This window comes from Rhizobium acidisoli (assembly GCF_002531755.2).
Lineage (GTDB): Bacteria > Pseudomonadota > Alphaproteobacteria > Rhizobiales > Rhizobiaceae > Rhizobium > Rhizobium acidisoli.
This window is the reverse complement of sequence record NZ_CP034998.1, coordinates 3,048,596-3,063,277: the sequence shown is the minus strand read 5'-3', so window position 1 is coordinate 3,063,277 and position 14,682 is coordinate 3,048,596. Positions and strand designations below refer to the sequence as shown.

General features: G+C 60.3%; 15 protein-coding genes and 1 pseudogene. 12 read left to right on the top strand and 4 right to left on the bottom strand.

The window, feature by feature from the left end:
- Nucleotides 1-85 precede the first annotated feature (85 nt).
- Nucleotides 86-964, top strand: a complete 879-nt coding sequence (locus CO657_RS15105; RefSeq protein ID WP_054182832.1) for a LysR family transcriptional regulator — start codon at nucleotides 86-88, stop codon at nucleotides 962-964.
- Between the two features lie 59 nt (nucleotides 965-1,023).
- Here the strand turns inward: CO657_RS15105 and CO657_RS15100 are convergent, their stop codons facing one another.
- Nucleotides 1,024-2,013, bottom strand: a complete 990-nt coding sequence (locus CO657_RS15100; RefSeq protein WP_049733775.1) for a substrate-binding domain-containing protein — start codon at nucleotides 2,011-2,013, stop codon at nucleotides 1,024-1,026.
- Nucleotides 2,014-2,061: 48 nt separating this feature from the next.
- Nucleotides 2,062-3,042, bottom strand: a complete 981-nt coding sequence (locus tag CO657_RS15095; RefSeq protein WP_054182831.1) for an NAD-dependent epimerase/dehydratase family protein — start codon at nucleotides 3,040-3,042, stop codon at nucleotides 2,062-2,064.
- A gap of 103 nt (nucleotides 3,043-3,145) precedes the next feature.
- On the opposite strand from CO657_RS15095, the pseudogene CO657_RS15090 reads away from it, so the two are divergent.
- From CO657_RS15090 to CO657_RS15055, 8 genes and pseudogenes are all read left to right on the top strand, one after another.
- Nucleotides 3,146-4,041: pseudogene (locus tag CO657_RS15090) on the top strand (ATP-binding cassette domain-containing protein).
- Nucleotides 4,042-4,109: 68 nt separating this feature from the next.
- Nucleotides 4,110-5,108 carry an ABC transporter permease gene (locus CO657_RS15085; protein ID WP_012558636.1) on the top strand — a complete coding sequence of 333 codons (999 nt, stop codon included), beginning with the start codon at nucleotides 4,110-4,112 and terminating at the stop codon, nucleotides 5,106-5,108.
- A gap of 323 nt (nucleotides 5,109-5,431) precedes the next feature.
- On the top strand, nucleotides 5,432-5,623 hold the full coding sequence (napE, locus tag CO657_RS15080; protein ID WP_003590772.1) for a periplasmic nitrate reductase, NapE protein: 192 nt from the start codon (nucleotides 5,432-5,434) through the stop codon (nucleotides 5,621-5,623).
- Between the two features lie 8 nt (nucleotides 5,624-5,631).
- A complete protein-coding gene (locus tag CO657_RS15075; RefSeq protein WP_054182829.1) occupies nucleotides 5,632-5,946 on the top strand; it encodes a 4Fe-4S dicluster domain-containing protein in 315 nt (104 codons plus the stop codon).
- Nucleotides 5,939-6,199 (top strand): chaperone NapD, encoded by a 261-nt coding sequence (locus tag CO657_RS15070; RefSeq protein ID WP_054182828.1) that lies wholly within the window; start codon nucleotides 5,939-5,941, stop codon nucleotides 6,197-6,199. Before CO657_RS15075 ends, CO657_RS15070 begins: the two co-directional genes overlap by 8 nt.
- On the top strand, nucleotides 6,196-8,703 hold the full coding sequence (gene napA / locus CO657_RS15065) for a periplasmic nitrate reductase subunit alpha (RefSeq protein WP_054182827.1): 2,508 nt from the start codon (nucleotides 6,196-6,198) through the stop codon (nucleotides 8,701-8,703). Before CO657_RS15070 ends, napA begins: the two co-directional genes overlap by 4 nt.
- On the top strand, nucleotides 8,670-9,173 hold the full coding sequence (locus tag CO657_RS15060; protein ID WP_054182826.1) for a nitrate reductase cytochrome c-type subunit: 504 nt from the start codon (nucleotides 8,670-8,672) through the stop codon (nucleotides 9,171-9,173). Before napA ends, CO657_RS15060 begins: the two co-directional genes overlap by 34 nt.
- An 8-nt stretch (nucleotides 9,174-9,181) precedes the next feature.
- The gene (locus CO657_RS15055) at nucleotides 9,182-9,877 is read left to right on the top strand and encodes a NapC/NirT family cytochrome c (protein WP_054182961.1); all 696 of its coding nucleotides are present in this window, start codon (nucleotides 9,182-9,184) and stop codon (nucleotides 9,875-9,877) included.
- A 41-nt stretch (nucleotides 9,878-9,918) separates the two neighbouring features.
- On the opposite strand, the gene CO657_RS15050 is transcribed toward CO657_RS15055, so the two are convergent.
- Nucleotides 9,919-10,242, bottom strand: a complete 324-nt coding sequence (locus CO657_RS15050) for a hypothetical protein (protein ID WP_054182825.1) — start codon at nucleotides 10,240-10,242, stop codon at nucleotides 9,919-9,921.
- 301 nt (nucleotides 10,243-10,543) lie between these two features.
- Between CO657_RS15050 and CO657_RS15045 the strand changes: the two genes are divergently transcribed.
- Together CO657_RS15045 and CO657_RS15040 are read left to right on the top strand one after the other, a co-directional pair.
- A complete protein-coding gene (locus CO657_RS15045; RefSeq protein WP_245292958.1) occupies nucleotides 10,544-10,957 on the top strand; it encodes a hypothetical protein in 414 nt (137 codons plus the stop codon).
- A gap of 96 nt (nucleotides 10,958-11,053) precedes the next feature.
- The gene (locus CO657_RS15040; protein ID WP_054182823.1) at nucleotides 11,054-11,581 is read left to right on the top strand and encodes a YegJ family protein; all 528 of its coding nucleotides are present in this window, start codon (nucleotides 11,054-11,056) and stop codon (nucleotides 11,579-11,581) included.
- Nucleotides 11,582-11,677: 96 nt separating this feature from the next.
- On the opposite strand, the gene CO657_RS15035 is transcribed toward CO657_RS15040, so the two are convergent.
- Entirely contained in the window at nucleotides 11,678-13,036 is a 1,359-nt protein-coding gene (locus CO657_RS15035) for a peptidoglycan L,D-endopeptidase MepK (protein WP_054182822.1), read from the bottom strand.
- 428 nt (nucleotides 13,037-13,464) lie between these two features.
- On the opposite strand from CO657_RS15035, the gene CO657_RS15030 reads away from it, so the two are divergent.
- Entirely contained in the window at nucleotides 13,465-14,343 is an 879-nt protein-coding gene (locus CO657_RS15030) for a hypothetical protein (protein WP_054182821.1), read from the top strand.
- Nucleotides 14,344-14,682: the final 339 nt, after the last annotated feature.

The window sequence follows — 14,682 nt, the reverse complement described above, 5'->3', positions numbered from 1 at the left end:
CGCATGGGCACGACGTTTAACGGCGCTATTTTTCAATCACAAATGATGATATCTCGCAGCAGCCACAAGAATTTCTAGGGCTCGAATGGTTCGGCAATTTCTCCCCTTGAACGGCCTGCGCGCCTTCGAAGCCTCGGCAAGGCATCTGAGTTTCACCCGTGCAGCGATCGAGCTCTGCGTCACCCAGGCGGCCGTCAGCCAGCAGGTCAAAGGCCTGGAGGCGCGATTGGGCGTGGCGCTGTTCCAGCGTCTCCCCCGCGGTTTGAAAATCACCGCGGAAGGCGAAGCTTTGCTGCCGACGGTGACGGCCTCCTTCGACCAGATGGCGACGACGCTGGACAGGATCGAAGCCGGGCAGGTGCGGGAATTGCTGTTTCTCGGCGTTGTCGGCACATTTGCCGTCGGCTGGCTGTTGCCGCGGCTTGCGGATTTCCAGCGCCGGCATCCCTTTATCGATCTCCGCATTTCCACCAACAACAATCGGGTCGATCCGGCCGCCGAGGGGCTGGATTTCGCCATCCGCTTCGGCAGCGGTTCATGGCACGGAACGGAGGCGCAGCGCCTGTTCGAAGCGCCGCTCTCGCCGCTCTGCATCCCCAAACTGGCGGAGCGTCTGCAGTCGCCTGAAGATCTTGCCGGGGCGGTGCTGCTGCGCAGTTACCGGACGGATGAATGGAGCAGCTGGTTTCAGGCGGCAGGGGTTCCCCCGGCTGCGCAGGTCAATGCCGGCATCGTCTTCGATTCCTCCGTCGGCATGATGGAGGCCGCCCTCCAGGGGCTCGGCGTCGCGCTCGCCCCGCCATCGATGTTCACAAGGCATCTTTCCTCCGGCGCGATCGTCCAGCCCTTCGCCGCCGCCATATCGCTCGGCAGCTACTGGTTGACGCGCCTGCAGTCGCGGCCGGTCACGACGGCGATGCGGGCATTTTCGGACTGGATCGGTGCGCAATCGAGCGCTGTATAATCATCGGAGCGCCCACGCGTGTGGGCGCTCCGAGCCGCATCATTGATGGGATGCCGAGGTCACTTCTGAATGCAGGTGTCGACGGTATCCTTGGTGCATTCGTCAAGCCCGGTGAACACCGGATCCTCGACCTTCTTCCCAGCGATCAGGTCCATCATCACGGTTGGCGCCTTATAGCCCATTTCGAACGGCCGCTGGCCGACGAGCGCGGTGACAAGGCCTTCCTTGGCGATTGCCACTTCGTCGCCGATCGTGTCGGCGGCGCCGATGACGAACTCATTCTTGGCGATCTTGTCGGCCATCGGCTTGAACAGGTCGCGATAGGGCTGCGGGGCGCCGAACAGCGGCCAGCCGCCCATGATGCCGAAGGCATCGAGGTCGGTGTTGGCGGCAAGGATGTCGGTCATCGCCTGCACGCCCTTGGCGCCGTCGTCATTGGTAAAGACCGGGCAGCCGGCCACTTCAGTCCAGCCGCCTTCACCCTTCAGCGCCGCCAGCCCCTTCTGGCCGCTCAGCGTATCGCGCATGCCCTGGGCGCGGCGTAGAATGTTGTCGGCGCCGGGATTGCCTTCGATGGTGCAGATCTTGCCGCCCTTCGGCTTGGCCTTCTTGATGTATTCGCCGATCTTGGCGCCCATCAGATAATTGTCGGTGCCGAGATAGGTCTTGCGCAGCGCCGCGTCATCGGCCGCAAGATCGGCATCGAGTGTCATCACGGGAACGCTCGGATTGGCCGTCTTCAGCGTCTGGGCGATCAGCTTGGCGTTCGACGGCGAGATGGCGATCGCCGCGGTATCGGCCTTGCCCAGCATATCCTGGACGATCTGCGCCTCGCCGGCCTCATCGGAGGTCGATGCCGGGCCGGTGTAGAAGCATTCATATTCGGCGGATGCGTTTTCCTTGTTCCACTTCTGGCAACCCTGGTTGATCGCCTCGAAGAACGGGTTGTCGAGGCCTTTGACGACGATGACCAGCTGCTTCTTGGCGGCGAGCGCCTGACCGGCCGTCAGCGCCAGGACTGCAGCTGTAAGCAATAATGCCTTCCTCATAGCTTCCTCCCATTGAAAAAGACGGGCGCTTCTGCACCCGCCGCGACATCAACCTGGATACCAGACGATCCGAGGCTCCTCCTTCGAACGCTGGTAGTCCCAAGCCGAATTGATCAGCTTTTCCAGATCGTAGACCGGCTTCCAGTCCAAGAGATATCTGGCCTTGCTGTTGTCCATCCAGTTCGAGTGGAACTGGCTTGCGATGTCGACCGAGCCGAGCCCGCGGGTGCGGGCAAGGTGTGCGGCAACCTCTCCATAATCGACGGGCGGATCCATCGAGATGTTGAAAAGCTCGCCCTTGGCGCGCGGATTGTCGATCGCCGCAAGGATCGCCGCGACCAGATCGTCGACATGCACGAAATTGCGTTTCAGCGGCCGCCCGTCGGCATCGCGCAGCAGCGGCACGGTGCCATCCTGCGCGTAACGCTCGGCATCATCAGTCGGCACCAGCGTCTTCCAGTCCGGCCCGCCGAAGACATCGTCGCCGAAGGAAAGCGTGTATTTGAAATCGTCCTTCTCCATGATCCACGGCGCCCGCAGGCAGCAGGTGTTGATGCCGTACTGGATGGCGAACTGCTCGAGCATCACCTCTTCCAGCACCTTGGAGAGCGCGTAGCAGCCGGGATAGGCCTTGTGCGGCGTCTTTTCGGTCACCGGCCCGTCATGGCGATAGAAGAAATGGCCGATGCCGGCATCGCCGCCGATCAGGATGAACTGCTGTGCCGTGGGGCTGACGCGGAACGCCTCGAGCAGCCAGAACAGGCCCTTGACGGTGATATCCATCACATCGGCCGGGATTTCCTTGCAGGTGGCGAGGTGCACGACATGGGTGACACCGTCCATCGCCGCTGCCACGATATCGCTGTCGGCGATCGAGCCCTTGACGACACTGATGCGGTCGGTTTCCTCGAGCACACGATTATGACAAAGCGCGCGAATGCGTGCTTTGGAAAATCGCGGCTCGTCAAGCAGCCCAGTAATGAAGCGCCGCCCGACCTTGCCCGTAGCCCCGGTGACAAGGATCAGCATACTTCTCTCCCCAGTAACAGCTAATATCCCCGCGTTTCCGGCGTCAATCTGTATTTGTCGTACAAAATAGATTTTTGTGATGAGGGGCTGATTTAGCGGACATTTGATTGACGATTCCTGGCGCTTTTGCATTAATGACCCTAATCGCTTTTCCGGGAGGAGATCGGCCAAGCGAGATTACAGGCGTCTGACTGGCAACCGGGGTTCGGCACCGGCGGCGAAGGCAGGCCTGCAGGTTCCGGGGAGGGTAGTCGGCTGGTCGCGGTTCTCGAACTCACCAATATTTCGAAACATTTCGGCGCCATCCAGGCGGTCAACGACGTGTCCTTCGCGCTCGAGCCCGGCCAGGTCGTCGGCCTGATGGGCGATAACGGCGCCGGCAAAAGCACGCTGGTCAAGATGATCGCCGGCAACTTCCGGCCGAGCGAAGGCACGATGCGGCTGGAGGGCCGGGAGATCGTCATGCACCGTCCGGTCGAGGCGCGTCAGCACGGCATCGAGATCGTCCATCAGGATCTGGCGCTCTGCAACAATTTGACGGCGGCTGCCAACGTCTTCCTCGGGCGGGAACTCCGCCGCGGCATCGGCCCGTTTCGCATCCTCGATTACAAGACGATGTACCGGCGCGCCGGCGAGATCTTCAAGGAATTGAAATCGGAAACCCGCCCGCGCGACTTGGTCAAACAGATGTCGGGCGGCCAGCGGCAGGCGGTGGCGATCGGGCGCACCATGCTGTCGGAGGCCAAGATCGTGCTGATGGACGAGCCGACTGCGGCCATTTCGGTCCGCCAGGTGGCAGAGGTCCTCAATCTGATCCGCGAGCTGCGCGATCGCGGCATTGCGGTCGTGCTGATCAGCCATCGCATGCCCGATGTTTTCACCGTCGCCGACCGGGTGATCGTCATGCGCCGCGGCCGCAAGGTCGCCGACAAGGCGATTGCCGCGAGTTCGCCTGAGGAAGTGACGGGTCTTATAACGGGCGCCATCGAGCAGGTCTGATCGGTGCTGCTTCTCCCGCGGGAGACATACCGCTGAGAACAATGCCCCATCTGGAGTGAGAGGTCGAAATGGCAGTGACACTGGACCAGACGATTGCACAGAAGCAGCGCAGCCGGCTTGCGGAGTTTGTCGGCGGTCAGACATTCTGGGTGCTGATCGCCGTGCTTCTCGCCTGCCTCTTCCTGTCCTTCGCCACCGATTCCTTTGCAACGTCGAAGAACCTCTACAACATCACCCGCAACGTCACCTTCGTCGCCATCATCGCGCTCGGCATGACGCTTGTCATCATCACCGGCGGTATCGATCTCTCGGTCGGCTCGGTGCTCTGCCTCTGCAGCATGGTGCTGGCGGTCACCATGAATGCCGGTTATTCCATCGAGGTCGGCATCACGGCCGCGATCGTCACGGCGCTGGTGATCGGCGCCTTCAACGGCGTGCTGATTGCCTATCTCAATTTCCCGCCCTTCGTGGTGACGCTCGGCATGCTGTCGATTGCGCGAAGCTTAGCGATGGTCGCCTCGAACAACACCGTCGTTTTCCAATTCGGCCCCGACCATGACAAGCTGCTCGCGCTCGGCGGCGGCGCCTGGTTTTTCGGCATCGCCAACCCCGTTCTCTACATGGTCATCCTGGCGCTCATCACCGGCTTCGTGCTGCGCTGGACGCGCTTCGGCCGCTATATTTTCGCGATCGGCGGCAATGAACATGCCGCGACGCTGACCGGCGTTCCCGTGCGCAGCATCAAGGTCGCCGTCTATATGATCTCGGCGCTCTCGGCCGGCATTGCCGGCATCGTCCAGACCGGCTGGCTCGGCGCCGTCACCACCAATATCGGCGCCGGCATGGAACTGCAGGTCATCGCCGCCGCCGTCATCGGCGGCGCCAACCTCGCCGGCGGCATCGGCACCGCCTTCGGCGCCCTGGTCGGCGCGGCGCTGATCGAAGTGATCCGCAACAGCCTCGGGCTGCTCGGCATCAATGCCTTCTGGCAGGGAACGTTTATCGGCGGGGCGATCGTGCTGGCGGTGCTGTTCGACCGGATCAGGAATTTGCGGCAGAGCGAGTAGGGGTGGAGGAATCCGCGACGCACCCGGCGGGTGTGATCCGAACTTGCCGAGACATGGACCCCTCTGCCTAGGCCCGATGAGTCCGTGAAGACAGCGATACAGCCGCCTTCGAGAGCGTCATAACAATCCGTCGGCCTCCCGGCGGTCAGGTCGCAAGCTCGCACTCTCTGCCCATCGCAACTCCGGTTCCCAACCTCCCGCACATCGGCAATCCGCTCCGTTGGTTACCGTAACATACGTGCCCAAAGGCAGGGCGGTATGCAATCCTCGGCACGCCAGGACCAGCATCAAATGCCGGCGATGACATGCGGGGAGGAAGTGAGATGCTACAGCCGGTCCAAGGCGGCTCTGCGGGCCCGCAGAGGCCGAACAGGCGGAAGATCGAGCTTGTCACCTTCTTCGTCCTTGCCTTCGGCATCTGGCCAGTGATCGCAGTCGGCGTCGTCGGCAGCTACGGCTTCGCCGTCTGGATGTGGCAAATCGTCTTCGGACCTCCGGGTCCTCCCGGTCATTGAGGCGCGCCATGCAGACAAAAGCGTTGTCTCGCCGTCAACTGCTCCTCGGGCGTCCCGACCCGGCATCCGAGGCGGACGCTTCAACATCCTTGCCTCACACGGCCATGGTGACGGAACCCTGCCTGTCCAGGCGGGGCGTTGCCTGCCGGTCGTGCGACGAAAGCTGTCCCGAGAATGCAATCCGATTCCGGCCGCGGATCGGCGGGCCGTTTCTCCCGGAGATCGACGAGACGCTCTGCACCGGATGCGACGCCTGTCTTGCGATCTGTCCGGTCGGCGCAATCGCGACCCGGATAAACGGACTGGAGGGCCGCAATGCCTGAAACGCCATCGCTCTATCACATATCGAGCGCGGTCATCGCGACGCTGCCCACTGCGACGCTGAGCGTTCTCGGCCAACTGGCGATGATGGAAAACGTTGAAGTCCACGGCCATGGCGGCGGCAAGATTGTCATCGTCATCGAAGGGACAAGCACAGGCATGATGGGCGAATGCCTGTCGCGCATATCGCTGTTCGATGGGGTCATCTCCGCGAATATGGTTTTCGAGCATGTCGAAACGGAGGGGCTTAGATGACCGGTGAACTGACCCGTCGTGACATCCTGAAGGCGCACGCGGCAGCGATAGCCGCGGCGACCGCGGGCATAACGCTTCCGGCCGCCGCGCAGCAGGTGCCCGGCGGCATCGATGCGCTCGAGATAAAGTGGTCGAAAGCGCCCTGCAGGTTTTGCGGGACCGGCTGTGGCGTCATGGTCGGGGTCAAGCAGGGCCAGGTCGTCGCCACGCACGGCGACATGCAGGCCGAAGTGAACCGGGGCCTGAACTGTATCAAGGGCTACTTTCTTTCGAAGATCATGTACGGCCAGGACCGGTTGAAGACGCCGCTGCTGCGCAAGCAGAACGGCGTCTACGCCAAGGAAGGCGAGTTCGAGCCGGTGAGCTGGGATGAGGCCTTCGACGTGATGGCGGCGCAGTGCAAACGCGTTCTGAAGGAGAAGGGGCCGACCGCCATCGGCATGTTCGGCTCCGGCCAGTGGACGATCTTCGAGGGCTATGCCGCCACGAAACTGATGCGCGCCGGCTTCCGGTCGAACAACCTCGATCCAAACGCCCGCCACTGCATGGCGTCTGCCGCCGTCGCCTTCATGCGAACCTTCGGCATGGACGAGCCGATGGGATGCTACGACGATTTCGAGAATGCCGACGCCTTCGTGCTTTGGGGCTCCAACATGGCGGAGATGCATCCGATCCTGTGGACGCGGGTCGCCGATCGTCGCCTCGGCCAACCGCATGTCCGGGTCGCGGTGTTGTCCACCTTCACCCATCGCAGCATGGATCTGGCCGACATACCCATCGTCTTCAAGCCCGGCACCGACCTGGTGATCCTGAACTATATCGCCAACCACATCATTCAAACCGGACGGGTCAACGAGGCATTCGTCGAAAAGCATGCCAAATTTGCCCGCGCCGCGACCGATATCGGCTACGGCCTGCGCCCTGATGATCCGATCGAGGTCAAGGCCGCAAATTCGGCCGATCCGGGCAAGACCGAGCCGATGGATTTCGAGGCGTTCAAGGACTTCGTCTCGGATTACACGCTGAAGAAGACGGCAGCGATGACCGGCGTCGATCCGGAGTTTCTCGAACAACTGGCCGAGCTTTATGCCGATCCCGCCCGCAAAGTCATGTCGCTCTGGACGATGGGCTTCAACCAGCACGTCAGGGGCGTCTGGGCCAACCAGATGGTCTACAACCTCCATCTTCTGACGGGCAAGATTTCCGAGCCGGGCAACAGTCCATTTTCCCTGACCGGCCAGCCTTCCGCTTGCGGTACGGCGCGCGAGGTCGGAACCTTCGCCCATCGCCTGCCTGCCGACATGGTGGTGACCAACCCCGAGCATCGCAAACATGCCGAGGAGATCTGGCATGTCCCTCACGGCCTGATTCCGGAAAAACCCGGCTACCATGCGGTGCAGCAGGACCGGATGCTGAAGGATGGCAAGCTGAATTTCTACTGGGTGCAGGTCAACAACAACGTCCAGGCGGCGCCCAATACCAGCAACGAGACCTATAACGGCTATCGCAATCCCGAAAACTTCATCGTCGTCTCCGACGCCTATCCGACGATCACCGCGATGAGTGCCGACCTGATTTTGCCCGCCGCCATGTGGGTGGAAAAGGAAGGCGCCTACGGCAACGCCGAACGCCGGACGCATGTGTGGCACCAGCTTGTGCAGGCTGCGGGCGAGGCGCGCTCCGACCTCTGGCAGATGATGGAGTTCTCGAAGCGCTTCACCACCGACGAGGTTTGGCCGGCGGAGCTGCTGGACGCCAATCCGACCTATCGCGGCAAGACGCTTTTCGACGTGCTGTTTCGCAACGGCGAAGTTGACCGGTACCCTCTCGAAGACATCAGTGCCGACTACGACAATAACGAGGCAAAGGCCTTCGGCTTCTATGTCCAGAAGGGGCTTTTCGAGGAGTATGCCGCATTCGGACGCGGACATGGCCACGATCTGGCGCCCTACGACGTCTATCACGAGGTTCGAGGCCTGCGCTGGCCCGTCGTCGACGGGCAGGAAACCAAATGGCGATACCGCGAAGGATACGATCCCTATGTCAAATCCGGCGAGGGTTTGAATTTCTACGGCCAGGCGGATGGCAAGGCCGTCATCCTGGCAGCACCCTACGAGCCTCCCGCAGAATCGCCCGACGACGAGTTCGATGTCTGGCTGGTGACGGGACGGGTGCTTGAACATTGGCATTCCGGTTCGATGACGATGCGGGTTCCTGAACTCTACAAGGCGTTCCCCGGGGCGCGCTGTTTCATGAATGCCGACGACGCGCGAAAACGCGGCATCAACCAGGGGGCCGAAGTCCGCATCGTCTCGCGGCGTGGCGAAATCCGCACCCGGATCGACACCCGCGGCAGGAACCGGATGCCATCCGGCGTCATCTTCGTCCCGTGGTTCGACGCCAGCCAATTGATCAACAAGGTCACGCTCGACGCCACCGATCCCATCTCGAAACAGACGGATTTCAAGAAATGCGCGGTCAAGATTCTCCCCGTCGTCGGTTGAGACGACCCGAATGGACAGCCATTGCAGCGGGTTTGCTGGTGTTCGTCACGACGGCATCGATCGCTGAGGTCGTCACCCAGAATGTCCCCCAGCTTCAGGGGCCGCCTGAGGCCATGCAGTCCGAGCCTGCCGCCGTCCTGCCGCGATGGGTGGTCGATGACCGCCGGCAGATGCGCGCCTATCCCGACCAGCCGCCTATTATCCCGCATTCGATCGAGGGCTATGAGCTTTCGGTCAACGCCAACCGGTGCCTCTCCTGTCACAAGCGGGAGTTCACTCAGGATTCCGGCGCCCCGATGATCAGTGTCACCCACTACATGACGCGGGACGGCCAGATGATCGCCGATGTCTCGCCCCGGCGCTATTTCTGCACGGCCTGCCACGTTCCCCAGGCTGATATCAAACCGCTGGTGCCAAGCATGTTCAAGGATATGAGCGAACTTGGTTTCAAGCCTGCCGGAAGCGAGTGACGACGATGATCGCTTGGGTGAAGCGCCTCATTCTCTGGGCATGGTCAGTTTTGACGACGCCGGCCGCGACGATCGGATTGGGCGTGCTGACGCTCGGCGGCTTTATTGGCGGCGTCATGTTCTGGGGTGCGTTCAACACCGCTCTGGAGCTGACCAACACCGAGAATTTCTGCGTGTCGTGCCACGAGATGCACGACAATCCCTATGAGGAGCTGACCCGGACGATCCATTTCTCCAACCGCTCGGGCGTGCGCGCCACTTGTCCGAATTGCCATGTTCCTCATGACTGGACGGACAAGATTGCCCGCAAGATGCAGGCTTCGAAGGAAGTGTGGGGCAAGATCTTCGGCACCATCGACACCCGGCCGGAGTTTCTGGAGCACCGTCTCGGCCTGGCGCAGAACGAGTGGGCCCGGATGAAGGCCAATGACAGCCTCGAATGCCGCAATTGCCATTCGGCAGTGGCAATGGACCTGCAGAAACAGACGCCGAGAGCCGCGGCGATCCACACGCAATATCTGCTTCCGGGCAAGGCGACCTGCATCGACTGCCATAAGGGCATTGCGCATGAGCTGCCCAACATGCAGGGAATTGATCCCGGCTGGAAGATGCCGAAGGAGCTTGAAGGCACGCAGACGTCGATCGGCAACCCGATCGACGACCTCAGTCGCGCTATGGCCGAAATCCATACGCAACAGTTCTGAAGAAGCTTCTGTAGGCGGCGCTGGACGCGCTGAACATGCCCTCAGAAATGCCCGTCCTCATAGCCATCCAACTCAGGGCATCCCCTGATGTTGCCGAAGCCGATCACCCGCCGGTCGCCCGATTGATCCAGACCTCTGAGCACGATGACATTGTCATCCTGCTGGATAACCTCGCTACGATAGATGCCGGCCCGCAGCGCCAAGTTTTTTGCCTGGCTTATGTTGCATTGTCCGGGCCGTGGCGTGACGTGCCAGTATCGCGTGCCTTGGCCATCCGTCTGCCATCCGCCGGAGGCGGCGAGCCCCGCCACGCTGGATAGCAGGATGGCACACGACACTATCGAGTTGCCTAGAACCAGTTTCATGTATCCTCCGTCAGCCGTCGGCATCTCAGGTCTCGTCGCTACTCTGCTTGCCCCGGTTGCAATGGATAACCGGGTTTCCCTTGTTGTCACGACAGTAGATGGTGCGCGCTAACACGGTGCTAACGCGGCTCCAGCGTCAACGAGATGATGTCACCCGCCCTGAGGGACCGGACGATCCACCGTTGCGCATGCTTCCTTGTCCAATCATAGTGCGGCGATGAAATCGGCAGAGCTATTTTACAGTCGTGAATTTCCTGAAACACCGATAAGCGGTTGGGCGGGAGCGCGATGGTATGGATGGATGCCAGAAATGACGCCGAGTGGGCAGATTAAGCGCCCACGACGTGTCGTGCATCCTTTTGCATCTCAACGAAAGCTATGGTGTCTCCTGGCAGTTCATTTTGATGGCGTCGATTTGATCTTTGCCACGCCTCCGGAACTGGATCAGTTCCTTGCCGTCATGTCCCAAAATCTGCTGCCTTCGGGTTGGGCGCTCGTTCCCGGCTGTTTGGTGGGTCGCCCCAACAGACATTGGTTGTCGCGTCTGCCCAAGGCAGCGAAAAGCTCGAAATTTCGGCAGTCGATTTGCAGATTTCTCCGCCAGGCAGACGTGGTGCGGGAGTTCAGGGATTTTTATGCAGGGGAGCCGTTGAAGCTGCAGTTTGATGGCGTCTTCGACAATTACTATGAGGCCTGGAAGCGACCGGTCGCTTGAAAGCAGCGGCGACGCAGGTGCATCAAGCCGATATTGAAGATCAACCAGAGGTAGCTATGTTGCCTCACATAGTAACAACAATCTTGGACCCATCGAATGTTGCGCAACCTCATTTCAATCCTCTCAATGCTTGGCCTATCCATTCTTGTCATTCCCACCGAGCTCGCTCTGGCCACCGACAACGTCCAGTTGATCGCGCCCGGCGATCCGGCCATGGCCAAAGCGCATGAGAAGTCCAAAAGCGAGTTGGACGGCTTCCTCGAGAAACTGCGAAATCCGCCGGCCGGAACCGAAAATTACAGCATCAAGCTCGGTTTCACGGACAAGGCCAAAGGCGTGGCACTGACCACGGATCAGATGGCGCCGAATGTGGAATTCATGTGGGTCTACCAGATCAAGGCATCGGGTGACCATTTCACCGCTCTTCTCAGCGATACGCCTGAGTACATCCGCAACATCAAGCCCGATGATCGCGTCGAATTCGAGAAGTCGGATATCTTCGACTGGATGTATACCGAGAATGGGAAAGTGAAGGGCAACTACACCGCTTGCCCGCTGCTGCTGGCCGGCCCGAAAGAACAGTTGGACCAATATCGCGAAATCTACGGCATCGTCTGCGACTGACCGCAAGGTCGCTCCCATGCTCCCCATCACCATGATCTCGATGTGGTCGGGGCGCCCGCTTTGTCTCAGGCGCAGCGCACAGGCTGACGTTCGAAGTCAGCCCTCCGGGGGCGAAACCGCAAACCGGCTGGCATCGAACGGGCCTCGAGCCGCGACCGGGATGACCTCATCGTCTGACGTCGCGACCTCAGCCGCACGATGAACCGTGCGGGGCGAGAGACGAGGCGCGCTCAATCCCATTGCCTCGCCGGGAGAATGCAGCGCCCACTTCATCAGCGCCGTGTCGGAGGTCGATCCGAGGAAATCTGGATCTTCCCATGAAGCGGTCATGGGCAGGGCGGCGATCATGCTGGCGCTCGGCCTGGAGGCCTCCGCTGCAACAATGCGGGGATGGAAGCGGGCGTGATCAGGCAATGCCGAGATCTGTCTCCCAGGAAGTGCGGCAATCGGGCCGATCGACGCAGTCTCCAGTCCGTCGTCCACATCAGCGTCCCGCACAAGGGCAGGCGGGCGCATCGCCGGTATCGGAATCTGCAAAGATGAAAGATCCGGGGCGGAGCGTTTGTCATCCCGCTCGGTCGCGCCGGTCTGCAGCGCGAGCGCATTCACTGCCCGGCTTTTCGGCGTCGGCAGAAGCGCCGTCACCAGGTTGCCGTCTCTGGTGCCGCCGCTCGGCCTGACCGACTCCACCACCTCTTCGTCTTCTCCAGCGGTGCTGGCAATCTGGATCGCGGTGGGGCTGACGCGCTTCTTGTAGTTCGCAATCGCCTGATTGTATCCCGGCAGCGGCCGGCCATCGGCCGGCAGATGCATGGTCTGCCCATTCGGGAATATTCGCGCGAGTTCCTGCCGGGACATGCGGGGCCAGGCCCTGACATTGCCGACGTCGAGATGCACGAAGGGCGATCCCGAGGTCGGATAATATCCGACACCGCCGACCTGCATCTGCATGGCAAGCGCCCGCAGCGTCGCAAGCTTCACGCCGGGAACGTAGAAATCCATCGCCTTACCAAGCATGTGCTGGCTCTTCTTGGCGACACCCGTGCTGCGTGAGCGGTTGCGCAGCATATTGTTGGTGGTGGGGGAACGATAGGCGGAGACGATGTGGATATAATCCTTGCCGCCGCTGCGCTTATACACCTCCCAGACCAGGTCGAGCAGCCGCGGATCCATCCGGGTCGGCTCGTTCCTTCGCCAGTCGCGCAGAAACCGATTGATCTGGGCAAGGCCCTTGGGGTCGAACTTTCCGTCGCGCTTATAGGTAATCGTCGCCTTCTCGCCGGTATGGGTAAAGAACAGCTTCAGGGCGCGATCCTCCGCCGAGGCAAATGATGCGGAACCGACAAGTGCCGGCAGCGCAAACAGAGCCGGCAGAATGGTCTGCGCTGCGAAGCGCTCAACACGCGACAGGAGTGTGGCAACTCCGCCTGACAAACCTTGCAGTGAATACCTCAACGCCTACAATCCCGTCTCACACAAAACACTCGACGACTGGCGGGAACTCCGCATCCATCAGGCTTAGTAAAGCCAGCTTATGGTCAACAAATTGCTAACGAGTGGGTGGGGAAGCTTGGCAAAGTTGAGGATGCGGGCTATTCGAGGCGCAATCGCATAGTGCGCTCACGGACAGGGAGAGCGCCGAGCGCATTGTGCGGTCGCCGGCCGGATGATCCGAGAGGTGTCGCGAGAGGGCGCACCCCTAGGGGGAGCAAAATGTCTGGACCCTCCCAGGAGTTATCGTCCGGGGCCTTCGTTCGCAGTAAGAGCAAATAAGCGCCCCGGTTTCGTGAAAACAAGGGTATAACTGTCTGTCGGATCGGGGGTTAATATCCACCACGTTGAAATTGTGTTATTCGGAATTGAGGTCTACCGGAGAGTGCATCGTGAAGCGCGTAAATCTTCTCGACTACTATGAATTGGCTGAAACGCTGCAGAGTGCGAAGCAGAGTTTGCAGGCCGACTCTCAGAAAGCTGGATCAGTTTTCTTCGGTACGATGTCGCTTCCCCCCAAGTTGACGAAATTTATCGAAAGCGACAACGGTTTCACTACGTCGATACGCGCCGCCAACGAGCTGCTTGCTGCGGTAAACGAATGGTCAGTGGCACACCTTTACATCGACGGAAAATACTCAGCTGAAAAGTTCGATGAAGAGGTTCACAATTGGCAGTACTCTGCCATATCGAAAAAGATCGACGCATTTCGAAGCGTGTTTGAGGCTGAGTGTCACGACATTGACATTTATTCAGTCGGACAAATAGCGATTTATAAAACCCAGGCACTTGTTGCTGAGGGCGCGAGCATCATCCCTGAGGAATACAGGCGCGACGTGCCTGAAGCTGCCTTAAGCGAGTTCAATAGCGCAGGTAAGTGTTTAGCCTTCGATCTTCCGACATCGTGCGGTTTTCACGCGTTGCGTGGTCTCGAGCTGGTAATGGACGAATACCTGAAAGAGTTCGGAGTCGATACAAAAAAACTCAAGAACTGGTTTGCGTACATAACCGAAGCGAAAAAGCTAATTGACGATCCGGCTGCTTCCCCCAAGCCGTCCCCAAAAGTTGCTGCAATGCTTGACCGGATGCGTGATCTCGATCGTAATCCGCTTATGCATCCCCGCGACACGTTGGACACCAACGGAGCCGATCAACTGTTTAAGCTTGCCGCGATAACGGTTGGAGAATTGGTTCGCGACATCAAGCGCGTTAAGCAAGATCAGGCGGTTGCCCTTCTTGCCAGTGCAGCGGGAGCCGCGCTGCCGAGCTAACACCACGTGGGTAGAGTTTCTGGAACTCGGCCTTGCCACAATTGCCGAGTTTCCATGGAAGGCGGAAAACTGAACCCGGCCTTAGTCCTTTCGCACTCAGGTCACTCACGTACTTTGAGGCCTCGTCGGAGGTGCAAAAAGAGGTTGTGCAGCGAGGCCATTGTCCGTCCAAATAGACTTCACCTACACGAAGTCTCTGCGCACCTGTGACGTCAGACCAAAATCTGATTGACCAGCTAAATGGTATCGGTTTGCGTAGCGCCCGAAGACCCGCCCGGTTCCATTGGTGCAAACCTTCACTGGCTTACCACGCCGGTGCGAACAGAGACACTTATCAGA

Bases quoted from the DNA above. Each gene is read 5' to 3' on its own strand.
- CO657_RS15100 (WP_049733775.1), bottom strand. From the start codon at position 2,013: ATGAGGAAGGCATTATTGCTTACAGCTGCAGTCCTGGCGCTGACGGCC.
- CO657_RS15040 (WP_054182823.1), top strand. From the start codon at position 11,054: ATGTTGCGCAACCTCATTTCAATCCTCTCAATGCTTGGCCTATCCATT.
- napE (WP_003590772.1), top strand. From the start codon at position 5,432: ATGCTACAGCCGGTCCAAGGCGGCTCTGCGGGCCCGCAGAGGCCGAAC.
- CO657_RS15075 (WP_054182829.1), top strand. From the start codon at position 5,632: ATGCAGACAAAAGCGTTGTCTCGCCGTCAACTGCTCCTCGGGCGTCCC.
- CO657_RS15060 (WP_054182826.1), top strand. From the start codon at position 8,670: ATGCGCGGTCAAGATTCTCCCCGTCGTCGGTTGAGACGACCCGAATGG.
- CO657_RS15095 (WP_054182831.1), bottom strand. From the start codon at position 3,042: ATGCTGATCCTTGTCACCGGGGCTACGGGCAAGGTCGGGCGGCGCTTC.
- CO657_RS15045 (WP_245292958.1), top strand. From the start codon at position 10,544: ATGCCAGAAATGACGCCGAGTGGGCAGATTAAGCGCCCACGACGTGTC.
- CO657_RS15105 (WP_054182832.1), top strand. From the start codon at position 86: ATGGTTCGGCAATTTCTCCCCTTGAACGGCCTGCGCGCCTTCGAAGCC.
- CO657_RS15050 (WP_054182825.1), bottom strand. From the start codon at position 10,242: ATGAAACTGGTTCTAGGCAACTCGATAGTGTCGTGTGCCATCCTGCTA.
- CO657_RS15085 (WP_012558636.1), top strand. From the start codon at position 4,110: ATGGCAGTGACACTGGACCAGACGATTGCACAGAAGCAGCGCAGCCGG.
- napA (WP_054182827.1), top strand. From the start codon at position 6,196: ATGACCGGTGAACTGACCCGTCGTGACATCCTGAAGGCGCACGCGGCA.
- CO657_RS15070 (WP_054182828.1), top strand. From the start codon at position 5,939: ATGCCTGAAACGCCATCGCTCTATCACATATCGAGCGCGGTCATCGCG.